14 protein-coding genes are annotated in these 15,848 nt (G+C 73.4%); 9 read left to right on the plus strand and 5 right to left on the minus strand.

Annotation, left to right across the window (positions count from 1 at the left end; translation table 11 throughout):
* Positions 1–214 precede the first annotated feature (214 nt).
* A complete protein-coding gene (gene hrpB, locus AB0M54_RS21530) occupies positions 215–2,728 on the minus strand; it encodes an ATP-dependent helicase HrpB (RefSeq protein WP_364473296.1) in 2,514 nt (837 codons plus the stop codon).
* A gap of 121 nt (positions 2,729–2,849) precedes the next feature.
* Between hrpB and uraD the strand changes: the two genes are divergently transcribed.
* From uraD to AB0M54_RS21550, 4 genes are read left to right on the plus strand one after another with little or no spacing between them, the layout of a single operon-like run.
* On the plus strand, positions 2,850–3,311 hold the full coding sequence (gene uraD / locus AB0M54_RS21535) for a 2-oxo-4-hydroxy-4-carboxy-5-ureidoimidazoline decarboxylase (protein WP_364473298.1): 462 nt from the start codon (positions 2,850–2,852) through the stop codon (positions 3,309–3,311).
* Entirely contained in the window at positions 3,298–3,660 is a 363-nt protein-coding gene (gene uraH, locus AB0M54_RS21540; protein ID WP_364323301.1) for a hydroxyisourate hydrolase, read from the plus strand. Before uraD ends, uraH begins: the two co-directional genes overlap by 14 nt.
* A 3-nt stretch (positions 3,661–3,663) precedes the next feature.
* Positions 3,664–4,518, plus strand: a complete 855-nt coding sequence (gene pucL / locus AB0M54_RS21545; protein WP_364323303.1) for a factor-independent urate hydroxylase — start codon at positions 3,664–3,666, stop codon at positions 4,516–4,518.
* Positions 4,515–5,864 carry an 8-oxoguanine deaminase gene (locus AB0M54_RS21550; RefSeq protein WP_364473299.1) on the plus strand — a complete coding sequence of 450 codons (1,350 nt, stop codon included), beginning with the start codon at positions 4,515–4,517 and terminating at the stop codon, positions 5,862–5,864. Before pucL ends, AB0M54_RS21550 begins: the two co-directional genes overlap by 4 nt.
* Positions 5,865–5,876: 12 nt before the next feature.
* Here AB0M54_RS21550 and AB0M54_RS21555 read toward each other — a convergent pair whose 3' ends face one another.
* Positions 5,877–6,266 (minus strand): hypothetical protein, encoded by a 390-nt coding sequence (locus AB0M54_RS21555; protein ID WP_364473301.1) that lies wholly within the window; start codon positions 6,264–6,266, stop codon positions 5,877–5,879.
* 78 nt (positions 6,267–6,344) lie between these two features.
* Between AB0M54_RS21555 and AB0M54_RS21560 the strand changes: the two genes are divergently transcribed.
* The 3 genes from AB0M54_RS21560 (at position 6,345) to AB0M54_RS21570 (ending at position 9,590) form a co-directional block, all read left to right on the plus strand.
* Entirely contained in the window at positions 6,345–6,794 is a 450-nt protein-coding gene (locus AB0M54_RS21560) for a DUF1996 domain-containing protein (protein ID WP_364473303.1), read from the plus strand.
* Between the two features lie 130 nt (positions 6,795–6,924).
* Complete coding sequence (gene aceB, locus AB0M54_RS21565) at positions 6,925–8,454, plus strand: malate synthase A (RefSeq protein WP_364323309.1); 1,530 nt, start codon at positions 6,925–6,927, stop codon at positions 8,452–8,454.
* Positions 8,454–9,590 (plus strand): aldolase/citrate lyase family protein, encoded by a 1,137-nt coding sequence (locus AB0M54_RS21570; protein WP_364473305.1) that lies wholly within the window; start codon positions 8,454–8,456, stop codon positions 9,588–9,590. The genes aceB and AB0M54_RS21570 overlap by 1 nt, the downstream gene beginning before the upstream one ends.
* A gap of 22 nt (positions 9,591–9,612) precedes the next feature.
* Here AB0M54_RS21570 and AB0M54_RS21575 read toward each other — a convergent pair whose 3' ends face one another.
* A complete protein-coding gene (locus AB0M54_RS21575; RefSeq protein ID WP_364473307.1) occupies positions 9,613–10,362 on the minus strand; it encodes a hypothetical protein in 750 nt (249 codons plus the stop codon).
* Positions 10,353–10,679, minus strand: a complete 327-nt coding sequence (locus AB0M54_RS21580; RefSeq protein WP_364323317.1) for a PadR family transcriptional regulator — start codon at positions 10,677–10,679, stop codon at positions 10,353–10,355. The genes AB0M54_RS21575 and AB0M54_RS21580 overlap by 10 nt, the downstream gene beginning before the upstream one ends.
* Positions 10,680–10,768: 89 nt before the next feature.
* On the opposite strand from AB0M54_RS21580, the gene allB reads away from it, so the two are divergent.
* Together allB and alc are read left to right on the plus strand one after the other, a co-directional pair.
* Positions 10,769–12,079 carry an allantoinase AllB gene (gene allB, locus AB0M54_RS21585; RefSeq protein WP_364473309.1) on the plus strand — a complete coding sequence of 437 codons (1,311 nt, stop codon included), beginning with the start codon at positions 10,769–10,771 and terminating at the stop codon, positions 12,077–12,079.
* The gene (gene alc, locus AB0M54_RS21590; protein ID WP_364473311.1) at positions 12,080–13,087 is read left to right on the plus strand and encodes an allantoicase; all 1,008 of its coding nucleotides are present in this window, start codon (positions 12,080–12,082) and stop codon (positions 13,085–13,087) included. It begins immediately after the preceding gene.
* Here alc and AB0M54_RS21595 read toward each other — a convergent pair.
* Positions 13,069–15,801, minus strand: a complete 2,733-nt coding sequence (locus AB0M54_RS21595) for a hypothetical protein (RefSeq protein WP_364473313.1) — start codon at positions 15,799–15,801, stop codon at positions 13,069–13,071. The two genes, alc and AB0M54_RS21595, sit on opposite strands and share 19 nt — an antisense overlap.
* Positions 15,802–15,848 lie beyond the last annotated feature (47 nt).

Genomic DNA, 15,848 nt, shown 5'->3' on the forward strand with positions numbered 1-15,848 from the left:
CACTGGCTGTACGCCTGCGCTCAGGCCGACGACCCACTTCACCAGCCCTTTCCTCATGTTGTGGGGCATGCATGGCTTTTGTGAAGGCAAGTCCTTCGATCGAACTACGACCGTCCACGCCGGCCGAGCGGCTGAGCGTCGGCGGCCACTCCGTGGACCTGTTCGGCCCGGCCGTGGAGGTGGCGGAGCGGATGGGTTGCTCCACATCGCATGGTCAGCGGCGGTGAGGGCGGTTGGTCCGGGCCGTCGGCGCGGCGGTGGTCGGGTCCTCGGGCCAGGGGTGCCGGGGGTAGCGGCCGCGCAGCTCGGCGCGGACCTGCTGGTAGCCCGAGGCCCAGAAGGAGGCCAGGTCGGCGGTCACCGCGACCGGCCGGCCCGCGGGGGACAGCAGGTGCAGCAGCACCGGGATGCGCCCGTCGGCCAGGCGGGGCGCGTCCCGCCAGCCGAAGGTCTCCTGCAGCTTGACGGCCAGCACCGGCGCCGCCGGGTCGGCGTAGGACACCCGGACCCGCGAGCCGCTCGGCACCGGCAGCCGCTCGGGCGCCACGTCGTCGAGGCGGCCGGCCACCGACCAGGGCAGCAGCCGGCGCAGGGCGGTGGCCACGTCGATGCGGGCCAGGTCGGCGCGGCGGCGGGCGCGGGTCAGGTCGGGGCCCAGCCAGTGCTCGGCGGCGGTCAGCAGCGACTCGTCGTCGACCGCCGGCCACGGGTCGCCGAGGGCCGCCCGCGCGAAGGCCAGTCGCTCCCGGAGGTCGGTGGCGGTGCGGCTCCAGGTGAGCAGGCCGAGGCCGTCCTTGCGCAGCCCGTCGAGCAGGGCGGCGCGGAGCTTCGCCGGGTCGGGCCGGTCGAGCCGCCGCTCGGTGAGGACGATCGCGCCGAGCCGGTCGACCGACCGCGCCACGACGTCGCCGTCGACCCAGGCGATCTCGGTGGCTGAGCTTCGCAGGGTGGCGGCGGCTTCGCGGGCGGTGACTTCGTCGATGGGTACGGCCGACCGGATCCGCGCACTCCGCGCTCCCGCATCCCGGTCCGCGGCCGCGACGACCAGCCAGGCCGCCCCGGCGAGCGGACTACCCACGGCCAGATCCGCAGCCGTTCCCCCGGCCATCAGATAGGTCCGCCCGCCCGGCTCCCGCACCCGGGCCACCCGCTCCGGGAACGCCAGCCCCACCACCAGCCCGGCCGCCACATCATCAGCCATCGCACCGCCCGCTTCCGAGGCGCCCGCGCCGCCCTGCCCGCCGCCCGCTTCCGAGGCGACCGGTGCCGGGGTGGGCGGGATGGCGGAGGTGAGGCGGCGGACCTCGGTTCGCCAGGTCGGGGTGTTGTCGCGGCGGGACTGGCGCCAGGCGGCCAGGAGGTCGTCGCCGGCGGTGCGGTTCTCGTCGAGGACGGCGACGATCTCGGCGGCTCGGCGCCGGCCGACCAGAGGGGCGCCGTCGAGCAGGGCCCGGGCCAGGCGGGGGTGGATGCCGGCGCGGGCCAGAGCGTGGCCGCGTGAAGTGGGGCGGCCGTCTTCGGCGACCGCGCCCAGGTCGTGCAGGGTGGTCATCGCCGACTGCAGGGCGCCGGGTGGTGGCTGGTCGGGAAGGGCCATCCCGGCGCCGGTCGGGTGGCCCCACAGGGCCAGGTCCAGGGCGAACGAGGTCAGGTCGGCGGTGGCGATCTCGGGTTCGGGGTGGGCCGGCAGGCGGTGGTGCTGGGCCTCGGACCAGCAGCGGAATACGACTCCGGGCGCCTCGCGGCCGGCCCGGCCCGCTCGTTGTTCGGCCGAGGCCCGGCTCACCGGGACCGTGACCAGGGCGCCCAGGCCGCGGGAGTGGTCCATCCGCGGCACCCGGCTCAGGCCGGCGTCGACCACGACCCGGACGCCGGGGACGGTGAGGCTGCTCTCGGCGACCGCGGTGGCCAGGACGATGCGGCGGCGCGGGCCGGGGCGCAGGGCGGCATCCTGGTCGGCGGCGGACTGGCGGCCGTGCAGCGGGATCACGTCGGCGTCGAGGCCACGCAGCAGGCCGGCCACCGTGGTGATCTCGCGGACCCCGGGCAGGAACACCAGCACGTCGCCGGGGGCGGTGACACCGCGGACGACCGTGGCGATGTGATCGAGGAGGCGTCCGGACCCGGGCGGCGTCCACCGGATCTCGACCGGGAACATCGGCGCGGTGGCGGTCACCACCGGCGCCGACAGCAGGTCGGACAGGCGTTCGGTGGCGGCCGTCGCCGAGGTGGCGATGAGCTTCAGGTCGGGGCGGAGCGTCTCGCGCACCTCGGTCAGGAAGGCCAGGGCCAGGTCGGCGTCGAGATGCCGTTCGTGGCATTCGTCGAGCATGACGGTGGCCGTACCGGACAGCTCGGGGTCTCGTTGCAACCGCCGCACCAGAACGCCGGTGGTGACCACCTCGATCCTGGTCTCGGCCGAGACCCGGCGGTCGCCGCGCACCGAGTAACCGACCACGCCGCCGACCTGGGTGCCGAGCAGCGAGGCCATCCGCCGCGCGGCCGCCCGGGCCGCGACCCGCCGCGGCTCGGCGACCACGATGCGCCCGGCGACCGCGAAGGAGGGTAGGTCGGCGGAGGAAGAGAGGCCGGCCAGGACGAGTGGCACCAGGGTGGTCTTGCCGGTGCCGGGGGGCGCGACCAGCACCGCGGCCCCCCGCGAGGTCAGCGCCTCGGCCAGAGCGGGCAGCGCGGAGCGGACGGGCAGGTCGGGCAAGTCGAGCGGCACCGGCACAGTCTGGTGCACGTCCGTGAAATGGCGGGGAAACAGGTGCGTCTCACCGCCCGGGTTTGCTTTGATCGAGGCCGGAGACTGCCAAGCACAGCCGAGGACCGGAAAGAAGGCGCGGATGCGGGAGCCGACCGAGCAGGAGCTGCTGGCCTGCTGCGCCGCGCCGGCCTGGGCCGGGGCGATCGCGGCCGGTCGCCCGTACCCGGACCGGGCCGCTCTTGAGACCGCGGCCGCAACCGCCGCAGATGCCTTGAGCTGGGACGACGTGGCGCAGGCCCTGGCCGCGCACCCGCGGATCGGCGACCCCCCGAAGGGCGACAGCCAGGAGGCGGCGTGGTCGCGGCGGGAACAGCAGCAAGCCCGGAAGAGCCCGGAGCTGATCGAGGCCAACCGGGCGTACGAGCAGCGCTTCGGCCGTGTCTTCCTGATCTTCGCGAGCGGCCGCACGGAGGACGAGATCGTGGCCGCGGCCAAGGAGCGGCTGGGCCATGACGAGGCCACCGAACGGCGCGTGACGCAGGGGGAACTCAAGAAGATCGCCATGTTGCGCCTGGGGAGGCTGCTGGATGCCCTCGAATGACGGTACCGAGCCGGAGATCCACGCGCGGATCTCCACGCACATCCTGGACACCGTCGCCGGTGAGCCGGCCCGCGGCGTCTACGTGCGGCTGGAGCGCCGGGACCACGACGGCTGGCGGACGGTCGACGAGGGCGACACCGACACCGACGGGCGGCTGCGGTTCCGGGTGCCGATGCACGACTGGCAGGCCGGCGGTTACCGGCTGCTGTTCTATGTGGAGCCGTACCTGAAGGGCGAATCGTTCTTCCCGGAGATCACGGTTGCGTTCCACGTGCACGACCCGGCCCGCCACTACCACGTGCCGTTGCTGCTCAGCCGCTATGGCTACACCACCTATCGAGGGAGCTGACGCGTGGCGATCACGCTCGGACCGAACCGGTACGGCAAGGCGGAGGTGCGCCTGGTCCACGTCGGCCGCGACAGCGCCACGCATGTGCTCACCGACCTCAACGTCAGCGTCGCCCTGTCCGGCGACCTCGCCGCGACGCACGAGACGGGCGACAACCGCGGCGTCCTGCCCACCGACACGATGAAGAACACGGTGTACGCCTTCGCGCGTTCGCATCGCGACGAGCTCGCCCAGCCCGAGGAGTTCGGGCTGCGACTGGCGCGCTACTTCATCGCCACGCAGCCACAGATCAAGGGCGCGACGATCACGATCCGGGGGTACGGGTGGGAGCGCCTCGGTCCGCACTCGTTCCGGCGGCGCGGCGACCACATCGAACTGACCATGGTGACCGTCGTGGGCGACCAGGAGCAGGTCGTCGGCGGCATCGAGGGCCTGGTCCTGATGAACACGACCGACTCGGAATTTCACAGTTTCCCGCGCGATCGTTACACGACGCTGCCCGAGACGACGGACCGCATCCTGGCGACCGAGGTCAACGCCAGGTGGCGGCTGGCTGAGCGAAAGAACGTTCGCTCTCTCATCGAGCGAGCGCTGACGGACGCGTTCGTGAACACCTACAGCTATTCGTTGCAGCAGACGCTCTACGCCATGGGCAAGGCCGTGCTGGAGCAGTGCCCCGAGGTCGCTGAGATCCGGCTGGCCCTGCCCAACAAGCACCACTACCTGGTCGACCTGAGTCCCTTCGGGCTGGACAACCCGGGCGAGGTGTTCCAGGCCGGCGACCGCCCGTACGGCCTGATCGAAGGAACCGTGACCCGCGACGACGCGCCACCGGCCCTGGAAGCGTGGCATTCGTGATCATCATCGAGAACGTGGCCGTCGCGACGGTCGACGCCGACGGCACCGAGTACGCCGACGGGCACGTGGTGGTCGGCGACGACGGCCGGATTCTCGCCGTCGGTCCCGGCCACGCGGGCCGCTACCAGGGCAAACAACGACACGTGGACGGCACCGGGGGGCTGGTCACGCCGGGCCTGGTGAACACGCACCATCACCTCTACCAGTGGGCGACCCGCGGCCTGGCGCTCAACGACACCCTCTTCGGTTGGCTGACCACGCTTTATCCGATCTGGGGGCGGCTGGACGCCGAGGTGGTCGGCGCGGCGGCCGGCGCCGGTCTGGGCTGGCTGGCGCTGTCCGGCTGCACGACCAGCATGGACCACCACTACGTCTTCCCCCGCGACGGCGGCGACGTGCTGGCCGCGGAGATCGAGGCGGCCCGGCTGATCGGGTTGCGCTTCCACCCGGCCCGCGGCTCGATGGACCTGAGCCGGAAGGACGGCGGCCTGCCGCCGGACAACGTGGTCGAGGACACCGACGAGGCGCTCGCGGCGACCGAGGCGGCCATCGACCGCTGGCACGATCCGTCGGACGACGCGATGCTCCAGATCGCGGTGGCGCCCTGCTCGCCGTTCTCGGTGACCGAGCGGCTGATGAGCGAGGCGGCCACGCTGGCCCGGCGCAAGGGCGTACGCCTGCACACGCACCTGGCCGAGACCGACGACGAGGAGGCCTTCTGCCAGGAGCGGTTCGGCTGCACCCCGGTCGAGTACGCGGAACGTCTCGGCTGGCTCGGCGACGACGTCTGGCTCGCGCACGGCGTGCATCTGGACGACAAGGCGATCGAGCGGCTGGGCGCGACCGGCACCGGGGTGGCGCACTGCCCGTCGTCGAACGCCCGGCTGGGTGCGGGCATGGCCCGGGTCCGCGAGCTGCTCGACCACCGGGTGCCGGTCGGTCTGGGTGTGGACGGCGCCGCCTCGCAGGAGGTGTCACATCTGGGCGCCGAGCTGCGGCAGGCGCTCTACACGGCCCGGCTGCGCGGCGGTCCGGGGGCGCTGGACGCCCGCGAGGCGCTGCGGATGGGCACCATGGGCGGGGCGCGCTGCCTGGGCCGGTCGGACCAGATCGGTTCGCTGGAGCGGGGCAAGCTGGCCGACCTGGTGCTGTGGAAGCTGGACGACCTGGGTCACGACGGCATCGACGACAGGGTGGCGGCGCTGGTGTTCGGGCCGCCGGCCGAGGTGGAGCTGGCGCTGGTGGGTGGGCGTCCGGTGGTGGAGCGTGGCAGTCTGGTGCACGCCGACGCGCGTGAGCTGGCCCGGGCGGCCCGGCGCGTGGCCCGCAAGTTAAGGAAGACTTAAACCGGAAAGCAGTTATCGAATGGCTGCTCCGCGGCCACCTGCGACGCAGAAAAGTGTTATTCCTAAGTCTTTCTCCGCAGCTTGATACAGCTCTTGGTGATTCACATACTCCCTGGTGAGAAACCCCCAGGGATGGAATGCGGCAATGCCGAGAAAGAAGACCAGGCTGATTCTGGCCGCAACGATTACCGGCGCCTTGGCGGCCAGTGTGATCGTGGTGGCGAACGCGGGCGCCGACACGGTCGCGACGCCCGGGCGGGTCGAGGCCGAGCGTTCTGCCGCGCAGTCCGGCGCGCAGGTGGAAGGCACGTCGGACACCGGGGCAACGGCCGATCCCGCATCGACGCCGCCGACCACACCCGCCAGTTCTCCGCCGGCCACCGGTGACGGCTGGGTGCCCATCGACCAGGCCAGTGGGACAAGTAACTGGCTGAGTACGAGGCCACGCCGGCCCAGCCCGTCCCCGCGGGCAACGTCCGGGTGCCCGAGTTCAACGCCTCCTGCACGATCAGCCACCGCCGGCCGGACGACCCGATCGTCTTCCCCGGCATGCCCGGCGCCTCGCACCTGCACACGTTCTGGGGCAACAAGAGCGCCGGCGCCGCCACCACCAACGAGTCGCTGTTCGCCAACCCGGCCACCACCTGTGACCCGGCGGACGACGACTTCTCGGCCTACTGGATCCCCACGCTGCTGGAGAACGGTCAGCCGGTCGACCCGCACGGCGTGACCGTCTACTACGGCTCGCGCCTCAAGGACCCGACCGCGACCAAGCCGTTCCCGGAAGGGTTCCGGATGATCGTCGGCGACGCCAAGCGCCAGGTCGACACCCCGAAGGGCGCACCCGCCCAGTTCTGGTGCGCCGGGGCGGGCGGCGAGACCGGCCGCAGCACCGACGGCAACTGGCCGGTCTGCGCCGGCGGTTTCTAGGACCTCCGTTCCCCTCCGGAAAGGCAGCGGCCTCCGCATCCCCAGAGACTTCGGTCTCGCGGAGGCCGCTGCCCCGTTCTGCCGTTACGGTGAGGGGGAGATCCGCAGTCCGTGAGGGGAGCACTCCGTCGTGACCGAGATCCTGTCCGCCGAGGCCGTGGCGTTCGTCGAAGACCTGAACCGGCGGTTCCGGCCGCGGCGCAACGAGCTGCTCGCCGCCCGCGCCGAGCGCCGGGCCGCGATCGCCGCCGGGACGCCCCTCGACTTCTTGCCCGAGACCGCGGCGATCCGGGCCGGCGACTGGACGGTCCCGGCCGCGCCGCCCGCGCTCACCGACCGGCGGGTCGAGATCACCGGCCCGACCGAGCGGAAGATGACCGTCAACGCGCTCAACTCCGGCGCCAAGGTCTGGCTGGCCGACCTGGAGGACGCGAACACACCGCACTGGGCCAACGTGGTCGACGGTCAGCAGAACCTCTACGACGCGATCCGCGAGACGGTCACCCTTCAGACCGACAAGAAGACGTACGAGCTGAACGGCGGCCCGTACCCCACGATCGTCATGCGTCCCCGCGGCTGGCACCTGGACGAGCGCCACCTGACGGTCGACGGCGAACCGGCCGTCGGCGCGCTGGTCGACTTCGGCCTCTACTTCTTCCACAACGCCCGGGAACTGCTCGACCGCGGCCGCGGACCCTACTTCTACCTGCCCAAGATGGAGTCGCACCGCGAGGCGGCCCTGTGGAACGACGTGTTCACCCACGCGCAGGAGACGCTCGGCATCCCGGTCGGCACGATCCGCGCCACCGTGCTCATCGAGACGATCCCGGCCGCGTTCGAGATGGACGAGATCCTGCACGCCCTGCGCCCGCACATCTCGGGGCTGAACGCCGGCCGCTGGGACTACCTGTTCAGCATCATCAAGTACTTCCGGGACAACCCGTCGATGGTGCTGCCCGACCGCGCGTCGGTGACGATGACGGCGCCGTTCATGCGGGCGTACACCGAACTGCTGGTGTCGACGTGTCACAAGCGCGGCGCCTTCGCGATGGGTGGCATGGCGGCGTTCATCCCGTCCCGGCGCGACCCGGCGGTGAACGAGGTCGCGCTCGGCAAGGTGCGGGAGGACAAGGAACGCGAGGCGGGCGACGGCTTCGACGGGTCCTGGGTGGCGCACCCCGACCTCGTACCCGTCTGCACCGAGATCTTCGACCGGGTCCTCGGTGACCGGCCCAACCAGGTCGAGCGCCGCCGCGACGACGTGTCGGTGACCGCCGGCCAGCTGCTCGACGTGGCCGCCACCCCGGGCTCGGTGACCGAGGACGGGCTGCGCGGCAACGTGTCGGTCGGCCTGCAGTACCTGGAGGCGTGGCTGCGCGGGAACGGCGCCGTGGCCATCAACAACCTGATGGAAGACGCGGCCACGGCCGAGATCTCGCGTTCGCAGATCTGGCAGTGGATCCACAACGGCGTCACGCTGCCCGACGGCACGCCGATCACCGCCGAGCTGGTGCAGCGCATCGAGGACGAGGAGCTCGCCAAGATCGCGCCGGGGCCGGGCAACCGCTTCGACGACGCCCGCAAGCTCTTCGAACGGGTCGCGCTGGCCGACGACTTCGCCGACTTCCTCACCACCGCGGCGTACGACAGCATCGACTGATGCGCCTCGACGACGGCGACTATCGGCAGATCGACGAGCTGCTCGCCGATCACGACGCGTTCCTGAAAGCTCGTTACCCGGGTGAGCGCGCGGGCCGCCAGCCGGTACACACCGTGTACGTGCCGGCCGACCAGGTCACGCCCGACCTGGTCGACGGGTGGCGGGCTTCCGCGCTGGCGGCCCTGCACGGCCAGGAGTGGCCGTTCGGCCACGCCGAGCGGGTCGAGGCCAAGCTGCGCGCGGAGCCGATCGAAGATCTGCGGGTCGACCTCGAGGACGGGTACGGGGTGCGTGACGACGCGACCGAGGACGCGGCGGTGAAGTCGGCCGCCGCCGCGCTCCACGAGGGCATCCGGGTGCCGTTCGCCGGCATCCGCATCAAGTCGCTGGAGGCGGCCACCCGGCGCCGCGCGCTGCGCACCCTCGACCTGTTCCTGACCGCCTACGGCGAGCCGTTCACGATCACGTTGCCCAAGGTGAGCGGCCCGGCCCAGGTTCACGCGATGGTCGCGCTGTGCGACCGGCTCGACCGGGCGTACGGGACCACGCTGCACTTCGAGATCCAGGTGGAACTGCCGGCGGCGGTGCTCGGGGCCGACGGCGCCGCGACGGTGGCGAAGCTGATCACGGCGGCCGAGGGGCGCTGCTCCGGCCTGCATTTCGGCACCTACGACTACAGCGCCGCGGCCGGTGTCGCGGCGGCATACCAGTCGATGGACCACCCGGCGGCCGACCACGCCAAGGCGGTGATGCAGGCGGCCGCCGCACAGACCGGCGTGCGCCTGAGCGACGGCTCGACCAACGTTCTGCCGGTCGGGTCGCCGGCCGAGATCCGCGCGGCCTGGGAGCTGCACCACCGGCTCGTCCGGCGATCGCTGGAACGCGGCTTCTACCAGGGCTGGGACCTGCACCCGGCCCAGTTGCCGACCCGTTACGCCGCGGTCTACGGCTTCTACGCCGACGGCCGCGACGCCGCGATCAGCCGGCTGCGCCGCTACCTCGACCGCCAGTCCGGCGGCATCGCCGACGAGCCGGCCACCGCCCGCGCCCTGGCCGGATTCCTGCTGCGCGGCCTCGACTGCGGCGCACTCACCGACGTCAGCTTCACCCGCGAGGAACTGCTCGCCTTCGTCTGAACCGACGCACGGGTCGTCCATCTCACTCGCTCCGGGCGACCGGTTCCCGCCGGAGCCGGCGCACGAGCCACACCGTCGTGGCCGCGAGGATCAGGACGGCCGGTCCGGTGTGGACGGCGAAGACGCCGAGCAGGCTGGGGCCGCCCCAGTCGTCGCGATAGCTCGCCGGGTTGTCGTAGTCGATCACCCAGAACTCGGCGATGCCGCGGACGACCAGGTAGAGCGCCGGCAACCCGCCGGCGGTCAGGCCGAGGAACCGGAGCACCGGGCGCCGCCACCGCTTCGAGACGATCGCCACCACCAGCGCCACCAGCACGGCGACGCCGACAAGCGTCACGATGAGACCGGTGCGCGCCTCGGGCCCCGGATCGCCCTGCACCGCGAGCGGGTGGACGACCATCAGGCCGAAGACGCCGTACGTGCCGGCCCGGGGCAGGGAGCGCCGCCACCGCCGGACGATCAGCGCCACCCAGGGACCGACCGCGCCGGCCAGGGTGAGCGCGCCGAGCACGGTCGCCGGAACCCACAGCACGTTGACGGCGAAACCCTCGCGGTGGGCGATCACCCGGCTCACCGTGGCCACCGCCAGCGCCGCCACGATCAGCAGGCCCTCGGTGTGGGCGTCGCACCGCAACCGGGCCGCGTTGGCCACCACGTCGGCCACGGCCCTGGGCGTGAGCCGGGTGTCGTCGAGCAGGGCGGCGAACTCGTCGCCGTAGCGCCGGCGCCAGGCCGGCGGATGGAGGGCGACGAGGAGCCGGGTCAGGTCCATGCCAGCCGCGCCTTGCCGGTCTCGACGACCCGGGACCAGAGCCGCAACTGGGTCGCCAGGGCGGCGCGCCCGGCGTCGGTGATCTCATAGGGACGGCGCCGATCCTCGCTGGGCAGCGGGGCGATCAGGCCCAGTTTCTCGAGCTTGGCGAGGGATCCGTAGAGGGTTCCCGGGCCGAGTTCGACACCGGTGCGGTCGGTGATGTCGGCGACGATGGCGTAGCCGTGTTTCGGCCCGTCGCTGAGCGCGAGCAGCACCAGCAGGCCGGGCTCGCCGAACCGCGCCAGCCCGCCCGCGTCGGGCGATTGCTTCGTCATGCGGTGCATCGTATCGCGTTACATCGTCTGGCGTAGTAGTGACCTTTGTCGCTCATGCCCGTCGGTGATCGGCCGTTAAGCTCGCAGTCATGATGGATCTCGTCGTCCGGTCCCGCCGGGCCGTCACCGCCGACGGTGAACGGCCGGCCGCCGTCGGGGTGCGCGAGGGTGTGATCGTCGAGGTGGCCGGCTACGACGCGGTGCTCGACGCGGCCGAGGAACACGACCTCGGTGACGACGCGCTGCTGCCCGGCCTGGTCGACACCCACGTGCATGTCAACGAGCCCGGGCGTACCCAGTGGGAGGGATTCGCGACGGCCACCCGGGCGGCCGCGGCCGGTGGCGTGACCGCGATCGTCGACATGCCGCTGAACAGCCTGCCGCCCACGGTCGACGTCGACGCCCTGCGGGTCAAACAGGCGGCGGCCACCGGGCAGTGCCATGTCGATGTCGGCTTCTGGGGCGGCGCGATCCCGGGCAACGCGGGCGCGCTGCCCGGCCTGCACGAGGCCGGGGTGTTCGGGTTCAAGGCGTTCCTGGCCGATTCCGGGGTGCCCGAGTTCCCGCCGGTCAGCCCGATCGAGCTGGCCGCCGCGCTGTCCGCTGTGGACGCCCAGTTCGTCGTCCACGCCGAAGACCCGTTCCACCTGCACGAGGCGGCGTCCTCCACGGCGTATCCGGATTTTCTGGCCTCGCGCCCGCCCGAGGCCGAACACGCCGCCGTGCGCACCGCCATCGACGCGGCCCGGGCCGGCGGCCGGCGCGTCCACATCCTGCATCTCTCGGCCGCCGGCGCGCTGCCGCTGATCAGGCGGGCGCGGGCCGAGGGGCTGCGGGTGACCGCCGAGACCTGCCCGCACTACCTGGCGCTGGCCGCCGAACATGTTCCGCCCGGCGCCACCGAGTTCAAGTGCTGCCCGCCGATCCGTGAGGCGGCCAACGCCGACCTGCTGTGGGCGGCGCTGGCCGCCGGCGAGATCACCTGCGTGGTCAGCGACCACTCGCCGTGCACGCCCGAGCTGAAGCGGCCGGACACCGGCGACTTCGCGGCGGCCTGGGGTGGCATCGCCTCGGTCCAGCTCGGGCTGCCGGTGATCTGGACGGCGGCGCGGGCCCGGGGCCACTCGCTGCCCGACGTGGTGTCCTGGATGGCGCGCCGCCCGGCCGACCTGGTCGGGCTGAGCCGCAAGGGCCGGCTGGCCGTGGGCGCCGACGCCGACCTGGTCGCCTTCGCGCCCGACGCGTCGTTCACCGTCGACCCGGCCGCGCTCCATCACCGCAACCCGGTCACGCCGTACGCCGGGCAGACCCTTACGGGTGTGGTGCGCGCGACTTGGCTGCGTGGCCGGCCGGTGACCGGCGAGACTCCACACGGCCGGTTTCTGACCAGGGAGAGCTGAATGGACGACACCCAGTACATCGACCTGGCGTCCCGGGCGTTCGGCGCCGGGGTGGTCGCGGTCAACGACGAGTTCTTCGCGGCCGCCGACCACCTGCTCTCGCCGGCCCGGCCGACGCACTCGACACGCACCTTCGACCACCGCGGCCAGGTGTACGACGGCTGGGAGACCCGGCGGCGGCGGGAACGCGGGAACGACTGGGTCATCATCCGGCTCGGCGCGCCCGGCGTGGTCCGGGGCATCGACATCGACACGTCGTTCTTCACCGGCAACTTCCCGCCGTACGCGTCGGTCGACGGGTGTTCGCTGCCCGGTTATCCCGACGCCACGCAGCTGAAGGCGGCCACGTGGACGCCGCTGGTGTCCCGGTCGGCGCTCAGTGGCGATACCCAGAACCTGTTCACCGTCGACAACCCGAAGCGCTTCACCCACGTCCGGCTGACCATCTACCCGGACGGCGGCGTGGCCCGGCTGCGCGTGCACGGCGACGTGGTTCCCGACCCCGATCTGCTGCCCGAGGTCTTCGACGTGGCGGCGGCCGAGCACGGCGGCCGGGTGACCGCGTGCAGCAACATGTTCTACGGCCACCCCGGCAACATGCTGATGCCCGGCCTGGCCGCGTCGATGGGCGACGGCTGGGAGACCTCGCGCCGGCGCGACGACGGCAACGACTGGGTGACCGTCCAGCTCGCGGCGCCGGCCGTGCTGTCGCTGGCCGACCTCGACACCCGCCACTTCAAGGGCAACGCGCCGGGGCGGGCGTCGCTGCGCGGGGCCGACGCCCGCAGTGGTTCGGTGGACGACCCGACCGAGTGGTTCGACCTGATCGAGCCGGTGCCGCTGGCGCCCGACACGCCACACCGGTTCCGGGTGGCGGCGGCGCGGGCGGTGACCCACGTCCGGCTCGACATCTTCCCGGACGGCGGCATGGCCCGGTTGCGGCTGCTCGGCCGGCCCGACGCGGCCGCGCTCGACGCCATGCGGGAACGTTACGAGTCGTTGCGCTGAGCGCGGGCCCACACCGCGGGCCAGTTCCAGTTCGCCGGGGCGCGCAGCGGGCCGCGCGGCACCGGGCGGCCGGTCAGCTCCTTCGGGGTCGCGGCCCGCCACGCCTCGGGTCGTTCCCGCCTGATCGGGGCGCCCACACCCAGGGCGGTGGCGGCCAGAGCCATCGCGCACAGCGTCGGCACGTCCGGGCCGGCCGCCAGGCCACGGGCCAGCGCCGGGTCCTCGGCGGCGACCAACCGGCCCAGCGCCGCGCGGACCCGGATCGACACCACGTCGACCGTGCGGGCCAGCCGTACCTCGGGCAGCCGGGCCAGCGGCCGCAGCGCGCCCGGCAGCGGCTCGTCGCGGGCCAGCGGCGCGATCCGCGTTCCCATCTTCCGGATCGCCGCCCCCAGCGGGCGCTCGTCGGTCCCGTGCCACAGCTCGCGCACGGTCATCCCGGCCCGGAACGCCCGCCGGCACGCCTCGTCCAGCTCGGCGTCGTCGGCGCGGCGCAGGGCGGTGACCGCCTCGGTGCCGCGGGTGCGGGGCGGCTCGGGCAGGGCGTGCGCCAGGCGTACGAGAACCGGCGCTTCGAGGCCCGACAGCCGGCGGCGCAGCACCGGCCCCACCTCCCGGACCACCCGCTCGGCCGGCGTCGAACGCCGGACCGTCCGCATCGGACGGACGCCGGGCGGCGGCAGGTCCGGGACGTCCGGGGGCGTCGGCTGCGGCACCGGCAGCGTCGCCACCCACGCCCGGACCGCCTTGTCCTGCCCCGGATCGGGGTCGGCGTTGAACCGCGCCTTGAACTGGTCGATCCGCCAGTGGCCGAACCGCCGCACCAGCTCCACGTTCAGCACGATGCGGCGGTCCGGGGCCCGCAGCGCGAGCACGACGCAGGTGCCCAGCTCGGCCTCGCGGGTGTAGTACGAGCCGTTGAGGCAGTTGCCCATGAAGTCGCTGTACGCGGCCAGATGACGCGGTGTGGTGGCCACCTCGACCCGCAGGCCGGTGCCCGGTACCTCCTGGCCGTCCTGGGCCAGCAGCACCTCGGGCACCGGGAAGCGACCGGTCAGCGCCTGCGACACGTCGGCCGAGCCGTAGAGGCCGGCCACCAGCTCGGCCCAGCCGCGCGGTTTGCCCGGCACCACCCCGCCCAGCTCGGCCAGGTGGGCGGCGCCGGTCAGGGCGGTGGTGATCGACAGGTACGCGACCGGCCCCGCCTCGACCGGCCCCGCCTCGACCGGCCCCGCCTCGATCGGCCGCGCTTCGGCCGGCCCGGTGAGCGGGTCCACGGTCGGATAGTCGTCGTCGAAGCCGACCTCGGCCCGCTCGCGCCCGTGCAACCGGGCCACCTGATCGCCGAGCTCGGCCATCCAGACCAGGTCGTCGATCCGTTCCTCGCCGCCGGCCGGTCGCCGCTCGGCCAGCGGGGCGCGGTCGTGGCCCGGCTGGCCCCAGCCGTCGAGGCGCTCCGGCGACACGTAGCCGAACGCCGCCCGCCACTCGGTCATCGGCTCGGCGCCCCAGGCGCGCAGCTCACCGGCCGAGGCCGCGTCCAGCGACCGCAGGCCGTCGGCGAACTCCGCCAGCTCGCCGAGCAGGATCGTGCCCCAGTCCCGGGCCCGCGCGAGCCGCGCCGCGACGTACGCCTCCTTCTTGGGCGTGAGCTCGCCGGTCAGCGTGGGGACGATCTCCATCACCCAGACGGCCGGCCGGGCCGGTACTTTGCCGATTCGCCGGGCCAGCTTGACCGCCCGGTCGGACGGCATCTTGGCGACCAGCCGCAACGCCGCGGCGTACCTTCGCAATGCCCCCGCCAGACCGGTCGCCGTCGCGTCCTCGGCCAGCCGTCCCATCAGCGTCACCGCGAGCGAATCCTGGTAGAGGCGCCGGGCGCCGGACAACCAGCCGTAGGGCGGGAAGGTGTGCCGGATCAGCTGCGCCGCCCGCGGCTCGCCGTCGTAGTGCCCGGCCACCCAGGTCAACGCCGACGCGTCGTCCAGCCGGTGGTAGACCTCGCGCAGGTCGTCGAGGCCGTGGCCGTCCTGTGAGGCGCGCAGCCGCTCGGCCCGCCCGGCGCGCACCCGGTCGGCGCCGACCACCCGCCACAGATCGGCCAGCAACGACAGGCGGCGGGGCTCGGGCAGGTCGCGGGTCAGGCGCTCCAGGTGTACGGCGGCATCCGACGCGAGGCCCGTACCGAACGGATCGATGCCTTCCGGCGCCTCCCACGCGAGCACCTGCTCGAGCTGCTCCGGCCCGAGCACGTCACTGGCCGCCGCGGCCAGCTTGACCGCGCCCCAGCGCCCGTCCTCGACGGCCCGGCCCGCGGCGGCGCCGACCCGCCGGGTGACCCGCGGCCCGAACAACGCGGTGACGATCGCCTCGCGGGCCCCCAGCGCCGACGGGTCGGTGGTCAGCGCGGCCAGCATGGCGTCCCGGCGATCGCCGCGCCCGCCGTCGAGCAGCGCCGACCGGAAGCCGTGCCCCAGATCGACCTCCGCGCCCGCGGCCAGCCGCCCACCGGCGGCGACGAGGTTGCCGAGCGCCCGGACGGCCGCCGCCACCCGGTCCGGCGTGGCCCCGGCCGCGCCGAGCGCGACCGGGGCGCCGGGCGGGGTGCGACCGGCCACGCTGTTGTCGAGCGCGACCGGCTCGCCGGCTGGTCCGGCGAGCCAGAGCCCGCAACCACCCGGCGGCACCACACCGCCAGCCAGACGTACACCCACAACGCCCGATGATGGCGGCCGGCGCCGAACCGCCCAACCGATTTCCC

This window comes from Actinoplanes sp. NPDC051470, assembly GCF_040682035.1.
Classification (GTDB): domain Bacteria; phylum Actinomycetota; class Actinomycetes; order Mycobacteriales; family Micromonosporaceae; genus Actinoplanes.